General features: G+C 68.0%; 23 protein-coding genes. 12 read left to right on the top strand and 11 right to left on the bottom strand.

The window, feature by feature from the left end; genetic code table 11:
• Positions 1-140: 140 nt before the first annotated feature.
• Together ACAM49_RS10385 and sigJ are read left to right on the top strand one after the other, a co-directional pair.
• Entirely contained in the window at positions 141-1,094 is a 954-nt protein-coding gene (locus tag ACAM49_RS10385; RefSeq protein ID WP_369635251.1) for a cobalamin biosynthesis protein, read from the top strand.
• 95 nt (positions 1,095-1,189) lie between these two features.
• Positions 1,190-2,149 carry an RNA polymerase sigma factor SigJ gene (gene sigJ / locus ACAM49_RS10380; RefSeq protein ID WP_369635248.1) on the top strand — a complete coding sequence of 320 codons (960 nt, stop codon included), beginning with the start codon at positions 1,190-1,192 and terminating at the stop codon, positions 2,147-2,149.
• 66 nt (positions 2,150-2,215) lie between these two features.
• On the opposite strand, the gene ald is transcribed toward sigJ, so the two are convergent.
• Positions 2,216-3,325 carry an alanine dehydrogenase gene (gene ald, locus ACAM49_RS10375; protein ID WP_369635247.1) on the bottom strand — a complete coding sequence of 370 codons (1,110 nt, stop codon included), beginning with the start codon at positions 3,323-3,325 and terminating at the stop codon, positions 2,216-2,218.
• A 90-nt stretch (positions 3,326-3,415) separates the two neighbouring features.
• Entirely contained in the window at positions 3,416-4,207 is a 792-nt protein-coding gene (locus tag ACAM49_RS10370; RefSeq protein ID WP_369635246.1) for an MBL fold metallo-hydrolase, read from the bottom strand.
• 71 nt (positions 4,208-4,278) lie between these two features.
• Here ACAM49_RS10370 and ACAM49_RS10365 point away from each other — a divergent pair, with 71 nt between their 5' ends.
• The 7 genes from ACAM49_RS10365 (at position 4,279) to ACAM49_RS10335 (ending at position 11,613) form a co-directional block, all read left to right on the top strand.
• A complete protein-coding gene (locus ACAM49_RS10365; RefSeq protein WP_369635245.1) occupies positions 4,279-5,262 on the top strand; it encodes a GlxA family transcriptional regulator in 984 nt (327 codons plus the stop codon).
• A gap of 9 nt (positions 5,263-5,271) precedes the next feature.
• Positions 5,272-5,787, top strand: a complete 516-nt coding sequence (locus ACAM49_RS10360) for a gamma carbonic anhydrase family protein (RefSeq protein WP_369635244.1) — start codon at positions 5,272-5,274, stop codon at positions 5,785-5,787.
• Between the two features lie 142 nt (positions 5,788-5,929).
• Entirely contained in the window at positions 5,930-6,103 is a 174-nt protein-coding gene (locus ACAM49_RS10355) for a hypothetical protein (protein WP_369635243.1), read from the top strand.
• 123 nt (positions 6,104-6,226) lie between these two features.
• Positions 6,227-6,859 (top strand): TetR/AcrR family transcriptional regulator, encoded by a 633-nt coding sequence (locus ACAM49_RS10350; RefSeq protein ID WP_369635242.1) that lies wholly within the window; start codon positions 6,227-6,229, stop codon positions 6,857-6,859.
• A 341-nt stretch (positions 6,860-7,200) separates the two neighbouring features.
• On the top strand, positions 7,201-9,189 hold the full coding sequence (locus ACAM49_RS10345; protein WP_369635241.1) for a fructose-specific PTS transporter subunit EIIC: 1,989 nt from the start codon (positions 7,201-7,203) through the stop codon (positions 9,187-9,189).
• Positions 9,190-9,388: 199 nt separating this feature from the next.
• The gene (locus ACAM49_RS10340; RefSeq protein WP_369635240.1) at positions 9,389-11,032 is read left to right on the top strand and encodes a CocE/NonD family hydrolase; all 1,644 of its coding nucleotides are present in this window, start codon (positions 9,389-9,391) and stop codon (positions 11,030-11,032) included.
• A gap of 200 nt (positions 11,033-11,232) precedes the next feature.
• Positions 11,233-11,613, top strand: coding sequence for a hypothetical protein (locus tag ACAM49_RS10335; protein ID WP_369635239.1), 381 nt, complete (start codon positions 11,233-11,235; stop codon positions 11,611-11,613).
• 16 nt (positions 11,614-11,629) lie between these two features.
• Here the strand turns inward: ACAM49_RS10335 and ACAM49_RS10330 are convergent, their stop codons facing one another.
• The 3 genes from ACAM49_RS10330 to ACAM49_RS10320 form a co-directional block, all read right to left on the bottom strand.
• Positions 11,630-12,448: a TIGR02452 family protein gene (locus ACAM49_RS10330; RefSeq protein WP_369635238.1), complete on the bottom strand. Its 819-nt coding sequence runs from the start codon at positions 12,446-12,448 to the stop codon at positions 11,630-11,632.
• A 96-nt stretch (positions 12,449-12,544) separates the two neighbouring features.
• Positions 12,545-12,751: a DUF397 domain-containing protein gene (locus ACAM49_RS10325; protein WP_369635237.1), complete on the bottom strand. Its 207-nt coding sequence runs from the start codon at positions 12,749-12,751 to the stop codon at positions 12,545-12,547.
• The gene (locus ACAM49_RS10320) at positions 12,741-13,646 is read right to left on the bottom strand and encodes a helix-turn-helix domain-containing protein (protein ID WP_369635236.1); all 906 of its coding nucleotides are present in this window, start codon (positions 13,644-13,646) and stop codon (positions 12,741-12,743) included. Before ACAM49_RS10320 ends, ACAM49_RS10325 begins: the two co-directional genes overlap by 11 nt.
• A gap of 115 nt (positions 13,647-13,761) precedes the next feature.
• Here ACAM49_RS10320 and ACAM49_RS10315 point away from each other — a divergent pair, with 115 nt between their 5' ends.
• Both ACAM49_RS10315 and ACAM49_RS10310 read left to right on the top strand, forming a co-directional pair.
• Entirely contained in the window at positions 13,762-14,184 is a 423-nt protein-coding gene (locus tag ACAM49_RS10315; protein ID WP_369635235.1) for a hypothetical protein, read from the top strand.
• On the top strand, positions 14,181-14,354 hold the full coding sequence (locus tag ACAM49_RS10310) for a hypothetical protein (protein ID WP_369635234.1): 174 nt from the start codon (positions 14,181-14,183) through the stop codon (positions 14,352-14,354). Before ACAM49_RS10315 ends, ACAM49_RS10310 begins: the two co-directional genes overlap by 4 nt.
• 18 nt (positions 14,355-14,372) lie before the next feature.
• On the opposite strand, the gene ACAM49_RS10305 is transcribed toward ACAM49_RS10310, so the two are convergent.
• The 4 genes from ACAM49_RS10305 to ACAM49_RS10290 all read right to left on the bottom strand — a co-directional run bounded on the left by ACAM49_RS10305 (position 14,373) and on the right by ACAM49_RS10290 (position 17,871).
• Entirely contained in the window at positions 14,373-14,531 is a 159-nt protein-coding gene (locus ACAM49_RS10305; protein ID WP_369635233.1) for a hypothetical protein, read from the bottom strand.
• A gap of 39 nt (positions 14,532-14,570) precedes the next feature.
• Entirely contained in the window at positions 14,571-15,131 is a 561-nt protein-coding gene (locus tag ACAM49_RS10300; protein WP_369635232.1) for a hypothetical protein, read from the bottom strand.
• A gap of 173 nt (positions 15,132-15,304) precedes the next feature.
• Positions 15,305-16,747 carry an NADP-dependent phosphogluconate dehydrogenase gene (gene gndA, locus ACAM49_RS10295; RefSeq protein ID WP_369635231.1) on the bottom strand — a complete coding sequence of 481 codons (1,443 nt, stop codon included), beginning with the start codon at positions 16,745-16,747 and terminating at the stop codon, positions 15,305-15,307.
• 188 nt (positions 16,748-16,935) lie between these two features.
• Positions 16,936-17,871 carry a LysR family transcriptional regulator gene (locus ACAM49_RS10290; protein ID WP_369635230.1) on the bottom strand — a complete coding sequence of 312 codons (936 nt, stop codon included), beginning with the start codon at positions 17,869-17,871 and terminating at the stop codon, positions 16,936-16,938.
• A 165-nt stretch (positions 17,872-18,036) separates the two neighbouring features.
• Here ACAM49_RS10290 and ACAM49_RS10285 point away from each other — a divergent pair, with 165 nt between their 5' ends.
• The gene (locus ACAM49_RS10285) at positions 18,037-18,813 is read left to right on the top strand and encodes a C1 family peptidase (RefSeq protein ID WP_369635229.1); all 777 of its coding nucleotides are present in this window, start codon (positions 18,037-18,039) and stop codon (positions 18,811-18,813) included.
• On the opposite strand, the gene ACAM49_RS10280 is transcribed toward ACAM49_RS10285, so the two are convergent.
• Both ACAM49_RS10280 and ACAM49_RS10275 read right to left on the bottom strand, forming a co-directional pair.
• Positions 18,756-20,477, bottom strand: coding sequence for an alpha/beta fold hydrolase (locus ACAM49_RS10280; RefSeq protein WP_369635228.1), 1,722 nt, complete (start codon positions 20,475-20,477; stop codon positions 18,756-18,758). The two genes, ACAM49_RS10285 and ACAM49_RS10280, sit on opposite strands and share 58 nt — an antisense overlap.
• 72 nt (positions 20,478-20,549) lie before the next feature.
• Positions 20,550-21,107, bottom strand: a complete 558-nt coding sequence (locus ACAM49_RS10275; protein ID WP_369635227.1) for a TetR/AcrR family transcriptional regulator — start codon at positions 21,105-21,107, stop codon at positions 20,550-20,552.
• Positions 21,108-21,112: the final 5 nt, after the last annotated feature.

Genomic DNA, 21,112 nt, shown 5'->3' with positions numbered 1-21,112 from the left:
GCCACAACGCGGCCCAACGACCCCGTCCCCACCCGCAAGCCGACCGCCAACGAGGCCCGCCTCGCCGACCGCTACGGCGGCACCCGCCGCTAGTGCCCACTCGGCCGAACATGCCGGTCGGATAGCCTCGCCGGGTGCGTATGGGGACTGCTGCGGCGGCTGGACTGGTGCTCGGGTTCGCGATGGACCGAACCTTCGGCGATCCTCGGCGCGGGCATCCGGTGGCCGGGTTCGGGTCGGCCGCGATGAAGTTGGAGCAGTTCACCTACCGCGACAGCCGAGCCGCGGGCGTGGTTCATGAAGTCGTGCTGGTCGGGGCCGTGACGGGGCTCGGGATCGCGGCTCGGCGGATGGTTGGCCGAGGGCTCGGCGAGGCCGTGTTGACGGCTGCCGCGACGTGGACCGTGCTCGGTGGGACGACTCTCGCGCGGACCGGGCGGGAGATGGCGGATCGGCTGGAGTCCGGGGATATCGACGGGGCTCGGGAGTTGTTGCCGTCGTTGTGTGGGCGGGATCCGAATTTGTTGGATGCGGATGGGCTGGCTCGGGCCGCGTTGGAGTCGATTGCGGAGAACACCTCGGATGCGACTGTGGCGCCGCTGGTTTGGGGTGCGGTCGCGGGGGTGCCGGGACTGCTGGCATATCGGGCGGTGAACACGCTGGACGCGATGGTGGGGTATCGGAACGAGCGGTACGGGCGATTCGGGTGGGCGGCGGCACGGACCGACGATGTGGCGAATCTGGTTCCGGCGCGGGTCAGCGGGTTGATCACCGTCGCGCTGGCTCCGGTGGTCGGGGGTCGGCCCGCAGATGCGTGGCGGGCTTGGCGGCGGGATGCGGCGAAGCATCCGAGTCCCAATGCCGGTGTGGCGGAAGCGTCGATGGCGGGTGCGCTCGGTGTGATGCTCGGCGGCAAGACCGAGTATCGCCATGGCGTGGAGATGCGGCCCACACTCGGCGACGGCCCGGTGCCCCGCGTCCCCGACCTGCGCCGAGCGGTCCGCCTCTCCGAAGCCGTTCAGATCACCACGGCCCTCGCCGCCGTGTCGGCCGCTTGGCTGTTGCGGCGCGGACGCCGCGAAACCGGCCGGTAGATTCGGCGGGAATGTCACAGTCGGCCGAGCAGTTTCGTCGGTTCTGTAGACGGCCTGCCCGATAGGGGCGGGCGTGAGCGAGCAGCGAGGGTGCGATGAGTGGTGGCGAGGGGCGCGGGGCGCCTGATCAGGCGGAGTTGGCGCGGCAGTTCGAGGAGCATCGCGGGTATCTCAGGCGGGTCGCCTACAGCACGCTCGGCAGTTTGAGCGATGCCGATGATGTGGTGCAGGAGGCCTGGCTGCGGCTGGTGCGGTACTACGAGACCAGTCCGGAGGGTGCGGATATCGAGAATCTGCGCGCGTGGCTGACCACCGTCACCGGGCGGCTCGCGCTCGACTATCTCGGCTCGGCGCGGGCGCGGCGCGAACAGTATGTGGGCGAATGGCTTCCGGAGCCGGAGATCACCACCTGGGACGATCCGGCCGACCGCGTCTCCCAGGACGAGCGCGTCACCACCGCCCTGCTGGTAGTGCTGGAATCGCTGTCCCCCGCCGAGCGCACCGCCTTCGTGCTGCAAGAGGTCTTCGGCATGTCCGGCCCGGAGGTCGCCGAGGTGGTCGGGCGCACCCCGGCCGCCGTGCGCCAGTTGGCCTCGCGCGCCCGCAAACATGTGGAGAACGGCACGCCCCGCTTCCCGGCCAGCCCGGACGAGCACGAGAAGGTGGTCTCCGCCTTCGCGGTCGCCTGGCGTTCGGGTGATCTGAGCGCCCTGCTGGGCCTGCTCGACGCGAATGTCACCTTCACCTCCGACGGCGGCGGCAAGGTGCAGGCGTTCCTGCATCCCATGCACGGCGCGGAGAAGGTGGCCGAGACCCTGCTCGGCTTCCTCGGGTTCGCGTCCAAGGTCGGTGGCGCGTGGGGTCGTTCGGTGCTGGTCAACGGCCGCCCGGGCCTGGTGGTGTTCGACGGCAAGCACACCGGCGTCTTCTCGTTCACCATCGACGAGGGCCGGATCACCAAGATCGATGTGGTGCGCAATCCCGACAAGATCCAGCTGCCCGACGACCGCGAGCCGGACTGGCCGCTGGGCGAATCCCTCGACGGCGACGCCTGAGTTCGAAACCGCGGGCCCGCAAGCACTCTCGCCCTCGAGGCGGGGCGGCTGCGGGCCCGCGGCGTGTCAGGAGGCGACCGGCGTCACCGGCCGCAACCCGTGCGCGGCGGCGACCTCCGGCGAATACAGCTGCCCGGCATGCGCCGTAAGCCCCTGCGACAGACCGTGATCGGCCTTGCACGCCTCCCGCCACCCGAGATCGGCGATGGCGCGCGCATACGGCAGCGTCACATTGGTGAGCGCCACCGTCGAGGTGTGCGGCACCGCGCCCGGCATGTTCGCCACGCAGTAGAACAGCGAATCCGCCACGCGGAACGTCGGTTCGGCATGCGTGGTCGGATGCGAACTCTGGAAGCACCCGCCCTGATCGATGGCGATATCCACCAGCACCGAGCCGGGCCGCATGTGCGCGACCAGACTGTCGGGCACCAGCTTCGGTGCTCGCGCCCCCGGCACCAGCACCGACCCGATCACCAGATCCGCTGCCAGCACCGCCTTTTCGACCTCGGCCGCATTGGATCCGATAGTCGCCACCCGCCCGCCGAACCGCGCGTCCAGCTCCCGCAAGCGCGCGATATTGGTGTCCAGCACCGTGACTCGCGCCCCCATCCCCATGGCGACGACCGCCGCATTGCTGCCCGCCACCCCGCCGCCGAGCACCACCACATCCGCGGGCCGCACGCCGGGCACCCCGCCCAGCAGCACGCCCGCCCCGCCCTGCGGTGACATCAGGTGGTACGCGCCCACCTGGCTGCCGAGCTTGCCCGCCACCTCGCTCATGGGCGCGAGCAGCGGCAGCGATCCGTCGCCCGCGCGCACGGTCTCATAGGCGATGGCGGTGATCCCGGACCGCAGAATCGCGTCGGTGCACTCCCGCGAGGCCGCCAGGTGCAGGAAGGTGAACAGCACCTGCCCGTCCCGCATCCGCGAATACTCCTCGGCGATGGGCTCTTTCACCTTCAGCACCAGTTCGGCGGCGCTCCACACCTCCTCCGGCGTCGGCACGATCCGCGCCCCGGCGGCGACGTAGTCGGCGTCCGCGAATCCGGATCCGACCCCCGCCCCCACCTCCAGCAGCACCTCGTGCCCGTGCCGCGCCAGCTCCCCGGCACCGGCCGGGGTCAGCGCGACCCGATACTCCTGCTCCTTGACCTCCCGCGGAACCCCGATTCTCATACCGCCATCGTGGCCCCGCGCGGCGGCCGCCGCCACGACCGCCACGACCCGATTTCTCGCCCGGCTACCAGCAGGCAATCCCGAATTCGATCAGGACGCGACCGCGAGCGACAGCACCTCGCCGGGGGTCGGGATGCGCAGCAGGTGGTCGCGGCCGGTGACGGTGAAGCGGTGGGTCAGGTAGTCGAGGTGCTCGGAGAAGTGGGCCCAGCCCTCGGCGTGGACCGGGACGATCAGGGCGTCGCCGAGGGCCGCGGAGGCCTGGGAGGCGGTGCGGCCGTTGAGGGTCAGGTCGTGGTCGCCGAAGCGGTCGACATTGGCGGCGCCGACATTGAGGATGGCGAGATCGATGCGGCCGATCCGATCCGCGATCCGCTGCACGACCTCGACCGAGGCGTTGTCACCCGAGACGTACACGGTGGGCAGCCCGTCGGCCTGCAGCACGAATCCGGTGACGACCCCGGTCAGCGGCTCGCATCCGTCCGGCCCGTGCTGGGCGGGCACGCCGGTGACGGTCACCGCGCCGATCTGGATCGACTCCCAGTTGGCCAGTCCCCGAACGCCTTCGATGCGCCCGGCGGCATCCGGGGTGGACAGCACATGCTCGACGCTCGGCAGCAGGGCGCGCCCGGCGGCATCGAGGTTGTCGGCGTGCTGGTCGTGCGAGAGCAGCACCACGTCGATCGGGCCGACCGCGGCGGCGGGGACGGCGGGACCGTTCAGCTTGTAGAGGGTGACCGGCCCCGGGTAGTCGGTGGGCTCGTCGAAGGTGGGATCGGTCAGGAAGGTCAGATCGCCGTACGCGAATCGGACTGTGGGGCCGCCGATGTGGAGCACCTCGATGGTGGTGGCGGCTGCTGCGGTGTCGATCGTGTTCGTCATGCCAATGAGTTTCGCGATCTCACCGCACTCCCGACAGTGGCCCGAAGGCCGCTTATCGATAAGATCGGGCCATGGACAATTCCGTCGCCGCGCACACCGTCGCCACCCCGCACACCGTGGCCGTCCTCGCCTTCGACGGCATCAGCCCGTTCCACCTCTCCGTCCCGACCCTGGTCTTCGGCCGCATCGGCGCGGGCGGCGGCGCAGACAATCCCTACCGGGTGATCGTCTGCGCCGAAAACTCCGGAACCATCTCCACCCCGGCCGGTTTCGACCTCGTCATCCACCACGGCCTGGAGGCCACCGAGATCGCCGACACCGTCGTCATCCCCAGCTGGGAGCGCGATCGCCCACTGCCCGAACCCATTCGCGACGCCCTGCACCGCGCGCACGCCCGCGGCGCCCGCATCGTCGGCCTGTGCCTGGGCGCGTGGGCGATCGCCGCCAGCGGTCTGGCCGACGGCCGCGAGATCACCACCCACTGGTCGGCCGCCGCCGAGATAGCCCGCGCGTATCCGGCCGTCCGTGTGCGCGCCGACTCGCTGTGGTCCGATGACGGCGACCTCATCACCTCCGCCGGTGTCGCCGCCGCCCTCGACTGCTGTCTGCATCTGGTGCGCTCCGATCAGGGCAGCCGCGTCGCCGCCGAGTTGGCCCGCCGCCTGGTGCTGGCCCCGCATCGCAGCGGCTCACAGGCCCAGTACATCCCGGTCGCCGTCCCCGAATCCGCCGACCACGACCCGATCGAGCAGGCGATGGTCTGGGCGCGAACGCATCTCGACGAACCGGTGGACCTGGACGGCTGGGCCCGCACCGCGCTCATGTCGCGGCGCACCTTCACCCGCCGCTTCCGCGACCGCACCGGCACCAGCCCGCAGCAGTGGCTGCTGCAGCAGCGCGTCGACCACGCCCGCCTGCTGCTGGAATCCACCGACGACACCATGGACCGCATCGCCACCGACGCGGGCCTGGGCACCAGCATCAATCTGCGCCACCATTTCCACCGCCTGCTCGGCACCACCCCCGCCGCCCACCGCGCCCAGTTCCGGCGCTAGGTTCGGGCCATGAGGATTCAGCTGGGTGAGCATGCGCCGCAGGTCGATGAGAACGCGTGGATCGCGCCGAATGCCACCGTGGTGGGGCGGGTGCGGCTGGAAGCCGAAGTGAGCGTCTGGTATTCGGCGGTGCTGCGCGGGGACATGGACGAGATCACCGTCGGCGCGCGCAGCAATATCCAGGACGGGTGCGTGCTGCATGCCGATCCGGGCTTCCCGTGCACGGTGGGCGAGGGAGTCTCGGTGGGCCACAACGCGATCCTGCACGGCTGCACGGTCGGCGACGATGTGCTGATCGGCATGGGCGCGACGGTGCTCAACGGCGCGGTGATCGGGGCGGGGAGCTTGATCGCCGCGAATGCGCTGGTGCCCGAGGGCGCGCAGATTCCGCCGGGTTCGCTGGTGGCCGGCGTGCCCGGCAAGGTGCGGCGGGAGCTGAGTGAGGCGGAGCGTGATCACATTCGCTTGAATGCCGCTGCGTACCTGCACAACACGGCGCTGCACCGGCAGGGTCAAGAGGCGTGACTGAACGGGGTGTGTGAGAATCCCCACACTGAACAAGCGACCATAAAGGCCGCTGTTAGCATCGTGCGAAGCGTTCCCGGCGGCCCGGGCTGTGCCGCCGCAAGCCGGGTGCGCGCTCGGGGCTAGCAGGAGGTTTTCCACGGTGTTGTACGAGCACGACAGTATGCACCGACGCCGGATCAGCGTGGCCGACATCGCCGCGCAGCCCGGAGGGATGGAGGCGCTGCAGCGCCGGGTCCACGAGTTACGTTCCAACGGCCGGGATTTCGCGGCCAACGCCATCGAATGGGAAATGGCGGCGCTCAACGTCCGCTGATCGGATGCGGCGTGTATCGCTACGATCCGTCGATGCGATAATGCGGCACGGCCCGCACACCACAAGAGTGCCAACGCCGTTCGCCGCAATGTCGCGGTCGCCACCCGATCGACTGGAGACTCGATGCCGTCCGTGCCCACCATCCTGCAACGCATTCTGGAGAAGCCGCGGGCCGAAGGCGAACAGCTCTTGGAGAGCGCGCTGTCGGCCTTCCTCGACTTCGGGATTCGCCGAACCAGCATGGGGGAGATAGCGCGTCGCGCCGGCATCAGCCCGGCCACGCTCTACCGGCGCTTCGAATCCAAGAACGATCTGGTCGCCGCGGTCGGCGTGCGCGAGGCGCAGCGGTTCATCGCCGAGATCGACAAGCGGGTGCAGGAGGCCACCAGCAACGGCTCGGCGGTCAACGATCAGCTGGTCGAGATCTTCGTCGCGTTCATCACCCAGCTGGCGAACAACCAACTGCTGCAACGGCTGCTGCGCACCGAGCCAGACACCATCCTGCCGCGGCTGACCACCGAGGCCGGTCCGGTGCTCGCGGTCGGGCGCACCTATCTGGCCGAAAAGCTGCGCACGCTACAGGAATCCGGCGATGTGCCCGCCTTCGACGCGGATCTGGTGGCGGAGGTGCTGGCGCGGCTGGGGCAGTCGCTGGTGCTGACGCCGGACGGGCTGATCCCGCTGACCGACGAGACCGCGGCGCGCGACTTCGCGCGCCGAACCGTGCTGCCGATGATCGGCGTCCAGCCGGTCTGAATCAACACCGGGGTCTCCGCGGACCCGCGGCGATGGTCAGATATTCCCGACCCCCATGGCCGCGCTACCGGTCGCGCCCGCGGCGACCGCGCTTCCCGTCATCAGACCGACCGCCGCGAGGATGAGAGCAAACATTCCAGGACCTTTCGAATTTCGTTGTCGGAGACGAATCGAAAAGTACTGCCGTGCAATATCCTTCGGCGAGATCAGGAACCGGATTCTGGGCGGACTGTATGCCGATACCCAGCACTTTCCCAGTACCCGATTCCAACGCCGTGTGGTAGGTCGAGCAGAATGCAAGGCGTCGGAGCGTTATGCGTGCGTTCAAAGGAGATCGCGACGTGGGCGGTGCTGTCGAGGCTGAATCCGAAGTGAATGGCGAATCGCGGCACCGGAAATTGGTGGCCGTGACCGCGTGCCCGGCGGGCATCGCGCACACCTATATGGCCGCCGAGAAACTCGGGCAGGCCGCCGAAGCGCTCGGCGTCGAGATGAAGGTCGAGACGCAGGGGTCGATCGGCGTCGAGAACGCGATCACCCGCGCCGATGTGGCCGCCGCCGACGGGGTCATCATCGCCGCCGACAAGGACGTGGATCTGAGCCGGTTCGCGGGCAAGCGGGTCCTGATCGTGCCGGTGTCGGAGGGCATCCGGCATCCCGAGAAGCTCATCGAGGACGTGCGGTCCGCGCCCGTTCAAGAGGGTGCGACCGACTCCGGCCCAGCCGACAGTGAGCGCAGTGTGGCCCTCAAGGCGCTCATGAACGGCGTCAGCTACATGATCCCGTTCGTGGCCGTGGGCGGTCTGCTCATCGCCATCTCACTGTCGCTGGGCGGGCACACCGATCCCTCGGGCGGACTGGTCATTCCGAAGGATTCGATCTGGTACAGCGTCAATCAGATCGGCAGCATCGGGTTCACGCTCATGGTGCCGATCCTGTCCGGCTATATCGCCTACGCCATCGGCGACCGGCCCGCGCTGGTGCCGGGCATGATCGGCGGGTGGATCGCCAATACCGGGTCGCTCTACGACTCCAAGGCGGGCGCGGGCTTCCTGGGCGCGATCGTGACCGGGTTCCTGGCCGGGTATCTGGTGCTGTGGATCAAGAAGGTGAAGGTTCCCAAGTTCGCGCAGCCGATCATGCCGATCATCGTGGTGCCGATCGTGTCCACGCTGGCGGTCGGGCTGTTCTTCATCTATGCGATCGGGCGGCCGATCTCCTACATCTTCGAGCACCTCACCAGCTGGCTGGGCGGGATGACCGGCACCAGCGCCATCGCCCTCGGCGCGATCGTGGGCCTGATGATCGCCTTCGACATGGGCGGACCGGTCAACAAGACCGCCTTCCTGTTCGGTGCGGGCCTCATCGCCACCGGCAATCTGTCGGTCATGGGTATGGCGGCGGCCGCGATTCCGGTCATGCCGCTGGGGCAGGGCCTGGCCACGCTGCTGCGGCGTCCTTTGTATGACGATCAAGAGCGCGAGGCCGGGCTGGCGTCGATGTTCATGGGATTCTTCGGCATCTCCGAGGGCGCGATCCCGTTCGCGGCTTCCCGTCCCGCTCAGGTGATTCCGGCCAATATGATCGGCGGCGCGGTGGCGGGCGCGATCGCCGGACTCGCCGGGGTCGGGGACGCGGTGCCGCACGGCGGGCCGATCGTGGCGCTGCTGGGGGCGATCAAGGGGATTCCGATGTTCTTCGTCGCGGTGGTGGCGGGGACCGTGGTGACCGCGGTGCTGACGATCGTGCTGATCGAGTTCCGGGCGCGCCGGAAAGCCCCGTCGCAGAGCGGAACCGCCGCGGCCGTCACCGAAACCGGGGTCGTCACCGAAACCGCCTCCGGAACAACCGAACCGCAGATCCTCGACGGGGCGCTCACCGAGCGCACGGTGCAGCCGGTCCTCGAGGCCACCGACAAGCAGTCCGCCATCCGCGAAATGGCGGCGCTGCTGGCGCGCAGCGGCAAGGTGAGCGATGAGTCCGAGCTCCTCGCCGCCGCCCTGCGCCGCGAGGCCGAGGGCGTCACCGGGCTCGGCGACGAAATCGCCATCCCCCACGCCAAAACCGACGCGGTCACCGCGCCCGTGGTGGCCTTCGCCCGCGCGCCACAGGGCATCGACTGGGACTCCCCCGACGGCAATGCCGCCAAACTCATCTTCATGATCGCGGTCCCGCTGGCCGCCGCGGGCGACGAGCATCTGCGCATCCTGGCCCTGCTGGCCCGCAAGTTGATGGACCCGGCGTTCCGCGAGCGCTTGCTCGCCGCGCCGGACCGCTCGGCCATCCTGGAAATCCTGGGCGAAATTCAGCAACCGGCCGAGCGCGCTTGACCGCATTCACCTCATCAAATCTGGAATACCGACGAGTCGTTTTGCCAAACCTGCTGGTAGGCAAGGGAACTCGCGCATTCCGAATCCGCACACAGCCGCCTTGCGACCGTTGTACGATCTGCTATACAACAGGATCGGCAAAAGCCTTCCACCCCTGGTGAATTCGCGAATTCCCTTTATGCCATGAAGGGAATCTGACATGTCGCAAGCAATTCCGGGTCAGTTGCGCCTCTTGACTCCGGATCAGGAAGCCAGTGCCCTCGCATTGGTGAACGACCTGCTCACCGGTGACGCCACCGGCGTGTCCAGCTACGCCACCACCGACGTCGACGCGGTGCGCGGCCGGTGCGTAATCCAGAACGTGAAAATTCCGGGCCATCAGAATGTTTCACTGGACGCGCTCATCGCGTACCCGCGAACCGACGAACCGCATCCGCTGATCGTCATGCCGGCCGGTCTCGACAAGACCGGCTGGAAGATGTACGGCGGGGCCGTGATCCGGCTGCTCATGCGCGGCTACGCGGTCGTCGCCTATACCGAACGCGGTCTCCCCGGATCCGAAGGCGACCTGACCGTCGCGGGCCCCGAGGATGTCGACGACGGATGCGCGGTCATCGACTGGGCGCTGCGGCACAACGAGCTACACGCCGATCCCGAACGGGTCGGCATGGCGGGCATCTCCTACGGTTCCGGCATCAGCCAGCTGGTCGCGAACAAGCACGACAAGGTCAAAGCCGTTGTCGCGCTGAGCACCTGGGCCGATCTGGGCGAGGCGCTCTACGACAACGACACCCGGCACGTGGCTGCCGCGGCGGCGCTGGCCAAGGTCAGCGAGCATCCCAGTGACGAGCTGGTGAAGGTGCTCGAATGGTTCAACGCGAATACCAATATCGAGGGAGTTCTGGACTACGCGAAGCCCCGGTCGCCCGCACAGCTGGAACCCTCCGAGATACGTCCCGTGCCAACCTTTTTCACCAGCTTCTGGCACGAGACCATCTTCCCGCAGAATCAGCTGCTGAGATATTTCGACCGCTACCCCGGCCCCAAGCGCCTGGACATGGCGATCGGCGACCACGCGGCCGTGGAGATCCCCGGGCTGCTGCTCGGCGTCTACACCCGCACCACCGAGGCCGCCTACGACTGGTTCGACCACTACCTCCTCGGCGTGGACAACGGCATCGACCGCGACGGCGAGGTGCACACCGAATCCATGCACAACTTCACGATAACGGCCTCCCCCGACCTGGCGTCCTGGCCGAAGGCGAAGCGCCGCTATCACCTCCAGGCGCCCGCCACCGGATCCCCCGACGGCACCCTGACACTCGACCAGCCGTCGGCCGTCAGCCAGACCTTCCAGTCGGGTCCCGAACAAGTCGTGGTCGCGAAAACCCTGGTCTTCGACGGCATGTCCGAGCGCCTGCTCATGCCCAACCGCCAGCGCTTCGCCGATATCGGCCGCAACCGGGCCGCCGTCTGGACCACCCCGCACGTGTTCCTGAAACGCCAACACATCGCCGGTACTCCCCAGCTCGAGGTGACGGTCACCCCCTCCGGCACCACGGTCACCCTGATCGCCTACCTCTTCGACCTCGAGCCGTTCACCGGCACCCTCCGCATCATCACGCATGCCGCGGCCACGGTCACCAATACCGACCCCGCGCAATCGAAGCCACTCGTCCTCCCCCTCCAAGCCACCGACTACGAGATCGACCCCTTCCACAAACTGGTCCTGGTCATAGACAGCTCCGACCCCTTCTATACCGACCAGGTCGACACCCGCTCCACCATCACCCTGTCCAACGCCAACGGCGCGGCTCACCTGGACATCCCGATCGCCCCCTGACCGATCCCCACCGAATCCCGCGGTGCGGCCGACCCCTTCGGCCGCACCGCGATCCCGCTATGAGCGAAATCACGCACGCCATTGGCGTCCAGCCGTGCGACCGGGGTAACACTGCTATGACACGTCAAGTCGGTCGCGCCATGGACACCCCGTTTCCGCCGGCCCTTGTCAGACCGCCGGAAACAAAGGAGTTACCAGCGATGATCAGATGTATCGCATCCGCCACCCCGGTCAGTGACGGCTGGACCATCACCGTCATCGGCCTGCCCGTCGACGTCGATCCTTTCCACGCCGCCACCCTCTCGGCCGCCCGCACCGCCGTCGCGGAGCTGGCGGCCTCCGTCACCGGAATCCCTTGCGGTACCGAGGAAATCGAGATGTACGTCGAATCCGTCGGCGACCTGGTCGGCGCGGTGGAAATGGCCCGTGCCGCCCGCGCCCGCGCCGCCGCCCACGAGCAAGCCACCCTGCTGCGCGCAGCCCGGCGAATGATCGCCCAAGGCCTATCCGAAGCCGACACCGCCGAACTCCTCGGAGCCGACGTATCCACTCTCGCCCTCATGGCGAATTCAACCCCGTGACTGGCTGAATGCGCCGTCAGGCCGGGGTGAGGGCTGTTCGGAAGGCGGTGAGGGTGGTTTCGCCCGGGGAGCGATCCAGAATGGCGAAGGTGATCTCGTCGAAGTGTCCGCCGAACCGGCCGCCGTCGGCGATCAGTCCGCGGAAGATACCGGCCACCACGCCAGGGTCATTGCCGTAGGCGCCGCAGCCCCAGGCGCCCAGCACCAAACGCCGGTAGCCGGCGGCTGTTTCGAGAATGCGCTCGGCGCGGGCGGCCAACACCGCGGGAATTCGATGCGCCTCACTCGGCGACTCTTGAAGGATCACATTGGTCCGGGGTGCCGGGCAGCTGAGGAAGCCGACCGTATAAGGGTTTTCGAGCAGGGTGCCCGTGTCATCGCGGAAGACGGGCACGGCCGGCGATAGAATCACACGATCGCTGCAGAACGGATCCGGCGTGCCCCGGTGGTATTCGTAATATTGCGGCACCGCCAGCAGCGTGGTGTACAGCGCCGACGCCCGGCACAACGCCTCTTCTTGAGTACGCGCCCCCAAAAGGTAGTGGCCCCCCGGATTCCGAGCGGATGCGAAATTCAGCACCGCAACCGGCTCCGGATCGGCATCGACCATCCGCCGCGCCGCCTCGAGACTGCTCTCCCCGGTCACCGTGATGACAGTGCTCGCCTCCCCGCGGGTGCTGACCGACACCGGCTCAGGACCAAACATCCGGGTCCCCTCGACAGCCGCCCGCACCGCCGCCCCCAGCGAAACATACTTCCCACTCGGCGCCCGATAACCCCCCGCCGCGATAATCCCCTCATTCTCGACAGCCATGGCCACCAGCAGCTCACTCACGCCCGCCATGCTCTCACGAGGTTCGACGAGCATGCTTCTGGCAGACAAACGTCGAGAACGCATGTGCCCAAATGCATTCTGGTGAGGTTGGGGACCTCAAGGGTGCCGAAGACTCCCGTTCCCGATGCCGGCGGTGAAGGCATCCCACTCTTCCGGCGCGAAGATCAGCGCCGGACCGGTGGGGTTCTTCGAGTCACGGACGCCCACCTGCCCGCCACCGAGGAAAGCGACCTCGACGCAGTCCTGGCCCCCTGAGCTGTGGGTGGACTTGAACCATTGAGCCCGGCTCAGATCAACGGCCATTGTCGAACTCCCTTGCTATCTCGCGGATCAGATCTCGACTCGGGCGGGCGTCCAAGGTGGCGCGCTGAACCTTGCCGAACGCTTCACGATAGAGCTCGACCTCTGTCTGACGCTCAAAGTACATTGCGCCGGCGAAGCTTTCAGCGAACACCACAGTGGGCTCGGTCAGCTTGCCGCGAGCGTCTTTCGCGAATCGGAAGATGATGAACGGCGGTAGTGGCATGCCCAGCGGGAATCCGGCACGGAACGGCAGCAGTCTGACCTCGACGTTCTCGCGGGTGCTCAGGTCCGCGATGTGCCGTAACTGCGCGGCCATCACCCGGCGGTCACCTACCACTGTGCGCACCGCGGCCTCTTGAAGAACCACCAGCGCCTGGGCTGGATGGCGTTGGCGCAGAATCACGTTCTGACGTTGTGCACGCAGTTCGACCCGTCGATCGAGCGCGGAGGCCGTGTCCGCCGGGAAGTAGATTCGGTCGAGGGCGCGGGCGTAGTCGGCGGTCTGCAGGAGTCCGGGGACGATCAGGGGTTGGAAGATCGTCATGCTCTTCGCACCGGCCTCGAGTCCGACGAACAGGTTGGAATGCGCCGGGATCAGATCGGCGTAGGCATGCCACCAGGATTTCGCGGGAGTCTGCTCGGCCAGCGATTTCGCTGCGGCGGTCTTCTCATCGTCGAGTCCGTACACCTCGCACAGCCCCAGAACATCTCTGACCCTTACCTTTTCGGTCAGTCCCCGTTCCAGCCGACTGAGGGTCGACTTGTTCCATTCCATCAGCCCGGCCGCCTGCTCCACCGTGAGCCCGGCCCCGTCCCGAGCCTCCCGCAGAAACCTGCCGAGCTGCCTGCGGGGCAGGGTGCTTCCAGTCTCTCCGGGCTCATCCCCATCGGTCATGCCGCTCGCCTCCGTTGCGTGCCGCAGTCGAGAGTTGTTGCGAAATGCACCAACGATAATCCGTGTTGCACAACGCGAGCTGGGGTTTCTCGCTGATTCCGCAGATTCTCTGCGCGTGCCGCACCGACTGCGACTCGTGTCGCATCGTTCTCCCATGACCAACAATGCTTCGACAATCGGTGCGATCGCGCTCCTCGTCGCCATGGTTCTCGTCGGGCACTTCACGATGAACCGCACCGGCTGCACCGCAGCGCATTACAGCGGTCGGGCCACGATCAGCGTCGGTGAGCTGCGCCGCCGCCTGATTGCCGAACGACCGTCGAATCAACCGACGCTGCAAACGAATTCATGGCTGTCCGCGTGGTCGCACGATGTACCCGAGGCACCGCTCACCGCAGCCCAGGCGCACGACGCCATGCGGCTGCATCGGCAATGCCAGATGGATTCCTGCGAACGCAAGCGCGCCGCCTACTGGGCGCTGGTGGCGGACGGGCGAATTCGGCCCGATGGGCGAGCCGAACGGAGGGCAGCACAATGAGCTGGATCGACGATTTCTGCGAGAACGCCTACGTCGAGGGCCGCCGCCGCGCCGAAGGCATCCTGAAGATCCACGCCACCTGCACACCGCCCTGCCCCCGAGCCCGCGCCGCGGCCGAATACCTCGCCCAACTGCCCGGGGAGGTCACCGGCTCGCAACCTCAGCAATGAGTGCGCTGCGTGGGGCCGCTAATTCTGCGCGGGAGCTGGAAAAAGGGTGATCAACTCGTAGATCAGCCACCCGATGCCGCAGAAGATCGCGATGATCCCGACCGCGGCGAGGAAAGCCACGGCGGCCGACAATGCGATTCCGCGGATGGTCTCGCGTGATTCCGGATCAATCCTCACTGTTCGAATGTTATGGGCTGATGCGGACTGCCGTGAGCCTCACGCCGCGGCAATCGGAAAGAGCCAGTTGGCATGTGGGCCCTCGGCGCCGATATTTCGCAGGTACACAATGAATTCGGCAGTGCGGGGGCCGTGCATTCTCTGCCATGTGCCTTCGAGGCAGAGCCTGCCCGTTACCGTTCCCGAAGCCTCGACGACGCCCTTACGTGGCAGTGAATCGCCTTGGTCGGAGGGGCAATCGATGGGATAGGCGAATCCGAAGCCTTCGGTGTAGGCCACCGCGGAGTAGAAGTCCACCGAACTCGAATCCGCTGGGGCTGCGGCGTTGTTGCGCAGTCGGACCGTCACCGCGAGGCGAGGCCGATCGCTGACCGAATCGAGGAAGGTGAAGTCAGAAAGCGTCAGTCCCCAAGACTCCAGTGTGCCTGGGGTATTCGGCTCCAACAGCGGAACGGCCGAGGGCGGCGCGGCGGTTGTGGTCACCGGCACGGTCGAACTGGTTGCGGCGCCCGGGGACACCGGGTCCGGTGCATGAGCGGCCGCACATCCCGTCACCCCGACCAGCATCGCGCCCATGGCCAGTTTCCCGACGCCCTTCATTCCGTCCCCCGTTCCGAATCCGACGCGGCGACCACCGCACTCCCCAGGCTGGACCCGGTCTCCAATGAAACCCTGAACATGTCCTGAAAGTCCGTCGTAGCGCGAAAAGGGTGGAGCAGGTGCCGGTTCGGCACCTGCTCCACCCTTCAGGGAAACCTTTTTTCTGCTGCGCTTTACGCGGGGACTTCGCTGCGATCGCCACTCCAGAGGGTGTGGTACTTGCCTTCGGCGTCGATGCGCTCGTAGGTGTGGGCGCCGAAGAAGTCGCGCTGGCCCTGGGTCAGGGCGGCGGGGAGGCGGTCGGCGCGGAGGCCGTCGTAGTAGGACAGCGAGGACGCGAAGGCCGGGACCGGGATGCCGAGCTGGGTCGCCACGACGACGACGCGACGCCAGCTGTCGATGGCCTTCTCGATGGCCTCGCGGAAGTACGGGGCCAGGATCAGGGACGGCAACGACGGGTCGGCCTCGTACGCTTCCTTGATTCGGTTGAGGAAGCGGGCGCGGATGATGCAGCCGCCGCGCCAGATGGTGGCGAGGTCGCCGGGGTGGAGGTTCCAGTTGTATTCGGCGGAGCCGGCGGCGATCTGGTCGAAGCCCTGGGCGTAGGCGACGATCTTGGAGGCGTAGAGGGCCTGGCGAATCGCTTCGGTGAATTCGGCTACGTCGGTGGGCTTTTCGCCGAGGACGCCCGAGGCGAGGCCCTTGGCGGCGGCGCGCTGGGTGCGGGAGCCGGACAGGGCGCGGGCGAAGACGGCTTCGGCGATGCCGGTCACCGGGATGCCGAGGTCCAGCGCGGACTTGACGGTCCAGCGGCCGGTGCCCTTCTGCTCGGCGGCGTCGACGATGACGTCGACCAGCGGCTTACCGGTCTTGGCGTCGACCTGGTTCAGGACCTCGGCGGTGATCTCGACCAGGTAGCTCTCCAGCTCGCCGGAGTTCCACTGGGTGAACACATCCGCGATCTGCTTGGCGTCGAAGCCCAGCGCGTCGCGGAAGAGGTTGTAGGCCTCGCCGATGAGCTGCATGTCGGCGTATTCGATGCCGTTGTGCACCATCTTCACGAAGTGGCCGGAGCCGTCGGGGCCGATGTGGGTGCAGCAGGGGGTGCCGTCGACCTGTGCCGCAATGGATTCCAGCATCGGGCCCAGCGACTCGTAGGACTCCTTCGGGCCGCCGGGCATGATGGCCGGGCCGTTCAGCGCGCCCTCTTCGCCGCCGGAGATGCCCGCGCCCACGAAGTTCAGGCCGCGCGCGGCCATGGCAGCCTCGCGGCGGATGGTGTCGGTGTAGAGGGCGTTGCCGCCGTCGATGATGATGTCGCCGGGCTCCATGGCGTCGGCGAGCTCCTCGATCACGGCGTCGGTGGCGTCACCGGCCTTGACCATGATGAGCACGCGGCGCGGCTTCTCCAGCGCGGCCACGAACTCCTCGATGGTCTCGGTGCGCACGAAATCGCCGTCGCCGCCATGCGCCTCGAGCAGCGCGTCGGTCTTGCCGATGCTGCGGTTGTGCAGGGCGACGGTGTATCCGTGCCGTGCGAAGTTGCGGGCGATATTGCTACCCATGACCGCCAGGCCGGTCACGCCGATCTGGGCGCGCGCTTCCGAGGTCGCCATGAAACAGCCTCTCCATTCGACAGGTGTAGTGACCGCACGAAATCTCCTCGGCGGCGGCATCCCGGACGCGTCCACGACGCCATACCTTTTCTACCCGGTCGGCCTCGGTCACAGCAGAGTGGCCCCGGACAGGACCGTGGAGCGGCCCCGGACAGCGCGGTTCGATGGCACCGGACAGCGGGCTCGACTCACCCGGCGCGCAGGCCGGTGACGGGCGCCTCGGCGGGTTCGCGGCGGGAGGTCCAGCCGAGCCGCTCGGCCAACATGCGCGCACAGCAGCGGATCGATCGCACGGCCTCGGTCTCCCCGTTCGCACGCCACAGCAGTGACCACGGGTAGTAGGCGGGCTCGGCGAGAGGAATCCAGCGCAACCCCGGCAGCGGCGCACAGGACCGCGGCACGCACGCCACCGCATGCCCGTCACGGACCAGGCGCCGCGCCCCCAGCACACTGTGCACGGTGCCCGGATACGCCTTGGCCGCGAATCCCCCTGTGCGGCACAGCTCCCGGATGAACTCGTTGTACTCCGGTGCCCGGGACTCGTCGGCGAAGACCAGCGGCTCCCCCGCCACCTCGGCCAGCGACACCGCCAGCCGATGCGCCCACACATGATCGTCGGCGACCAGCACCCCCAGCCGATCCAGCCGGATCACCTCCGAGGCCACCCCCGCCGGCAGCTGCACCGCCCGCCCGATCCCGACATCGAGCCGCCCCTGCGCCAGCAACCGGCACTGCTCGGGCACCCCGGCCTCGACCTCGTGCACCTCGAGCAGATTCGGATGATGCTCCCGCACCGCCGCCAACACCACCGGCATGGTGTCGAAACTGGCATCGCCCATCGCGACCCGCAGCACCGCGTCGGTCCCGGTCATGGTGCGCGCCGCCGCCGCGGCCCGATCCACATGACTGAGAATCAGCCGCGCCTCGGCAAGCAGCAGCGTCCCCGCCGCGGTCAACCGCACATGATGGGTACTGCGCTCCACCAGCGGCACCCGCAATTCGCGTTCCAGCCGCTGGATCTGCTGGCTCAGCGCCGACTGCACGATGTGCTCGCGCGCCGCCGCGCGCCCGAAGTGCAACTCCTCCGCAAGCGTCACGAAATAACGCAGTTGCCGCAGTTCCACGGCCGTTCCCCCTTCGCGTGCATATGGAATATCGCGCACGCGGGCGCGGGGGTAACGAGTGGCGGGCTACCCGAATTCCGGGGGCATCCGCGCGATCAGTTCGAGTGAAGATGTTTTCGTTTTTCGCTCGTTTCCGAATGCCGCCGCCCCCGCTGCACTGGACCCATGAAATCGATCAGCACCAAGCAGACCAAACAACTCGGCTGGATCCCGGACCTGCCTGACCAGCGCGACCACCTCTACGCCGCCCCGGCGGCGGTCATGGCCCAACTGCCGCCGGCGGTGGACCTGACCTCGCACTTCGCCCCCGTCTACGACCAGGGCAAGCTCGGCTCCTGTACCGGCAACGGCATCGCGGCCGCCCTGCAATTCGACGCCATGAAACAGGGGCTGGCCGACCAATCCGTGCCGTCGCGCCTGTTCATCTATTACAACGAGCGCGTCATGGAGGGCACGGTCGACCAGGATGCCGGGGCGATGATCCGCGACGGCATCAAGAGCGTCGCCAAGGTCGGCGCCTGCCCGGAAACCGAATGGCCCTACGACATCTCGAAATTCGCGGTCGAACCGCCGCCGTCCTGCTACCACGATGCCGCCGACCATCAGGCCATCGCGTATTCCCGTGTCGCGCACACGCTCTCGCAGCTGCGCGGCTGCCTGGCCGACGGCTACCCGATCGTCTTCGGCTTCACCGTCTACGAATCCATCTTCACCCCCGAGGTCGAGAAGACCGGCGCGATCCCCCTGCCCCACGCCAGCGAACAGGTGGTCGGCGGCCATTGCGTCCTCGCCGTCGGATACGACGACACCCACCAGGTCTTCCGAATCCGCAACTCCTGGGGCGACTCCTGGGGCAAGGGCGGCTACGGCACCATGCCCTACGCCTACCTGCTCTCGATGAACGCCTCCGACTTCTGGACCATCCGCACCGTCGAGGGCTGACCGAAACCGGGATGCCCGGCCAGCTCGGCCGGATGGGTGAGCTGCGGATAGTGTCCGGCCCCGGGCACTTCGGTGACCGGATGAGCGACGGGCACGATCAGCGGATCGGCTGCGCCCGCGATGATCTCGACCGGGACGCGCACCCGGTCCAGCAGTTCCCGGGACCGTGCGCGGTCGGAGTGCACCGTCCGGAGCGCCCGCACCACTCGGCGGGCGGCTCCGGGACGACGCAGATCCGCTGCGGCGCTGTCGATCTCGGGGCCGGGTCGCAGGCCCAGCGTCGCGGCGAGCCGGTCGGTGGACATGCGGCGCAACATCCCCGCCGCGAGCGGTGACCGAGCCGACCTCGGACCCGGTGCCTGGAGAAACGGCGGCGAGATCAGCACGAGCCGGCTGAGCCGATCCGGATGCTCGACCGCGTAGCGCAGCGCGGGCCCGCAGGCAGCCGAGTGCGCGACGAGCACCGGCCGGGTCCGGACCCGGCTCATCAGATCGGCCAGCCAGGTCTCCACCGGCCGGTCCGAGGCCGCCGAGCGGCCGAGCCCCGGCAGATCGGGCGCGAGGACGGAACCGGGCAGGCGACTCGCGACCGGAGCCCAGGAATCAGCGTTCAACGGAAGCCCGTGCAGCAGAACATAATCGGGGGTATCCCGGTCACCGGAAATCCACGTCCGGCTACCCGCCACGGCCTCGAAACCGTAGGGGCGCAACCAGGGTGAACTCGCACCGAAACGTTCAGCGACCAGGTGATCAGCCCACTCCCGCAGTGCCTCCTCCGCACCGGGCATCTCCAATCCCGCAGCGGCTGCGACGGATTGGGCCGAAGCGGTCGGATAGGTATCGGTCGAGAGGAACGACAGCGTCTCCGGATCGGCGCCGGTGAGCCTGCGGGGCAGGCGGCGGAGCAGGCCGACGGGAACGCTGCGCCGCGGCGCCCGAACCCCCATGTGGTCGGCGACCGTGCGGATCAATGCGGGCAGTCGCGGCGTGTTGTCGTCGAGCACCCAATGGTGTTCGCCCGCAGGCGATTCGGGAAGTCTCGCGAGGAAGCGCACGAAGTAGTCGATCGTGACGATGGGCACGAACACATCGGGACCTCCGGGGATCGCGGGCAGCCGCCCCTCCCACAGATCGCGGACGAGACCGGCCAGCCCGAGATACTGCCCCGGCCCGATCACGGTGCTCGGATTGGCGATGGTCAGCGGCACGCCGCGTTCGCGGGCGAGGCGGCGCACCGCGAGATCCCCCTCGAATTTCGACGCCTCGTACGCCCCGAGCCCCGGGTAGTCGGGTTCGCCTTCCGGCGCGCTGACCCGGTATCCGCTCACGTGCACCAGCCGCCGCAGCCCGGGCAGGGTCGCGGCCCATTCCAGGACATTGATCGCCCCGATCACATTGGTGGCCCGCGCTTCTTCCACTCCGAGCCCGAAGGCGTACCGCGCGGCGGTGTTGTAGACATCGCGCGCCTGCGGCAAATCCGTGAGCGGTCGGGTGATGTCGGCGGTGACGACGGTCAATCCGGCGAGGTCGACGCCCCGGGCGGTGAGCCACGGGGTGAGGGTGTCGTTCCGGACGGCCGCGGCCACCGTCTGCCCGCGGCCGAGCAACTCGGCAACCAGCGATCGGCCGATGAATCCGGTTGCCCCGAAGACGATTGCGTCCACACTCACTCCTAATAGATCGGTCTACATATTTTTCAGGTAGAAAAGAAGGCCGACGATGACGCCGGCCCGGGATCAGCCCAACCAGACGGCGAGCTGCCTGCCCACCCGTTTCAGCGGTTCGCGGCTGCGATGCGCCCTGGCCAGCAGCAGCGCACCCTCGATCAACGCGAGAATCGTGGTCGCGAGGTCGTCGGCCCCGGGCTGCCCGGCCAATCGGGCGCGCACGGTGTCCTCCCACCCGGAGTAGACCTCCGAACACGCCTGCTGAATCGAATCATGGGAAGCGGCCGTCTCGAGTGCCACGGTGGCGACCGGGCAGCCCTTCCGCCACTCCGATTCCTCCAGCCGGTCGCCCAGCTGCCGCAGCACCCGCTGGATGAACTCGACGGTGGACACGTCGGAATCGGCCAGCGCCCCAAGGGAATCGCCGATGGCCGCCCCGGCCCTGCGCACGGACTCCCCCACCAGCTGGTCCTTGCCGCCGGGGAAGTGGAAGTACAGCGAACCCCGCGGGGCGCCGCTGTGCGCGATCACCTGATTGAGCCCGGTGCCGAAATACCCTGCGGCCTCGACCAATTCCTGCGTCGCGTCCAGCAACCGGTCCCGCGTCTCGGCGCCCTTCTGTCCCATGCGAG

The sequence above is a fragment of the Nocardia sp. JMUB6875 genome (genome assembly GCF_041154655.1).
GTDB lineage: Bacteria > Actinomycetota > Actinomycetes > Mycobacteriales > Mycobacteriaceae > Nocardia.
Note: the sequence above shows the minus strand (reverse complement) of the source record. Positions and strands in the feature narration are given on the sequence as shown.

Bases quoted from the DNA above. Each gene is read 5' to 3' on its own strand.
- ACAM49_RS10385 (WP_369635251.1), top strand. From the start codon at position 141: ATGGGGACTGCTGCGGCGGCTGGACTGGTGCTCGGGTTCGCGATGGAC.
- sigJ (WP_369635248.1), top strand. From the start codon at position 1,190: ATGAGTGGTGGCGAGGGGCGCGGGGCGCCTGATCAGGCGGAGTTGGCG.
- ald (WP_369635247.1), bottom strand. From the start codon at position 3,325: ATGAGAATCGGGGTTCCGCGGGAGGTCAAGGAGCAGGAGTATCGGGTC.
- ACAM49_RS10370 (WP_369635246.1), bottom strand. From the start codon at position 4,207: ATGACGAACACGATCGACACCGCAGCAGCCGCCACCACCATCGAGGTG.
- ACAM49_RS10365 (WP_369635245.1), top strand. From the start codon at position 4,279: ATGGACAATTCCGTCGCCGCGCACACCGTCGCCACCCCGCACACCGTG.
- ACAM49_RS10360 (WP_369635244.1), top strand. From the start codon at position 5,272: ATGAGGATTCAGCTGGGTGAGCATGCGCCGCAGGTCGATGAGAACGCG.
- ACAM49_RS10350 (WP_369635242.1), top strand. From the start codon at position 6,227: ATGCCGTCCGTGCCCACCATCCTGCAACGCATTCTGGAGAAGCCGCGG.
- ACAM49_RS10340 (WP_369635240.1), top strand. From the start codon at position 9,389: ATGTCGCAAGCAATTCCGGGTCAGTTGCGCCTCTTGACTCCGGATCAG.
- ACAM49_RS10335 (WP_369635239.1), top strand. From the start codon at position 11,233: ATGATCAGATGTATCGCATCCGCCACCCCGGTCAGTGACGGCTGGACC.
- ACAM49_RS10325 (WP_369635237.1), bottom strand. From the start codon at position 12,751: ATGGCCGTTGATCTGAGCCGGGCTCAATGGTTCAAGTCCACCCACAGC.
- ACAM49_RS10320 (WP_369635236.1), bottom strand. From the start codon at position 13,646: ATGACCGATGGGGATGAGCCCGGAGAGACTGGAAGCACCCTGCCCCGC.
- ACAM49_RS10310 (WP_369635234.1), top strand. From the start codon at position 14,181: ATGAGCTGGATCGACGATTTCTGCGAGAACGCCTACGTCGAGGGCCGC.
- ACAM49_RS10300 (WP_369635232.1), bottom strand. From the start codon at position 15,131: ATGAAGGGCGTCGGGAAACTGGCCATGGGCGCGATGCTGGTCGGGGTG.
- gndA (WP_369635231.1), bottom strand. From the start codon at position 16,747: ATGGCGACCTCGGAAGCGCGCGCCCAGATCGGCGTGACCGGCCTGGCG.
- ACAM49_RS10285 (WP_369635229.1), top strand. From the start codon at position 18,037: ATGAAATCGATCAGCACCAAGCAGACCAAACAACTCGGCTGGATCCCG.
- ACAM49_RS10275 (WP_369635227.1), bottom strand. From the start codon at position 21,107: ATGGGACAGAAGGGCGCCGAGACGCGGGACCGGTTGCTGGACGCGACG.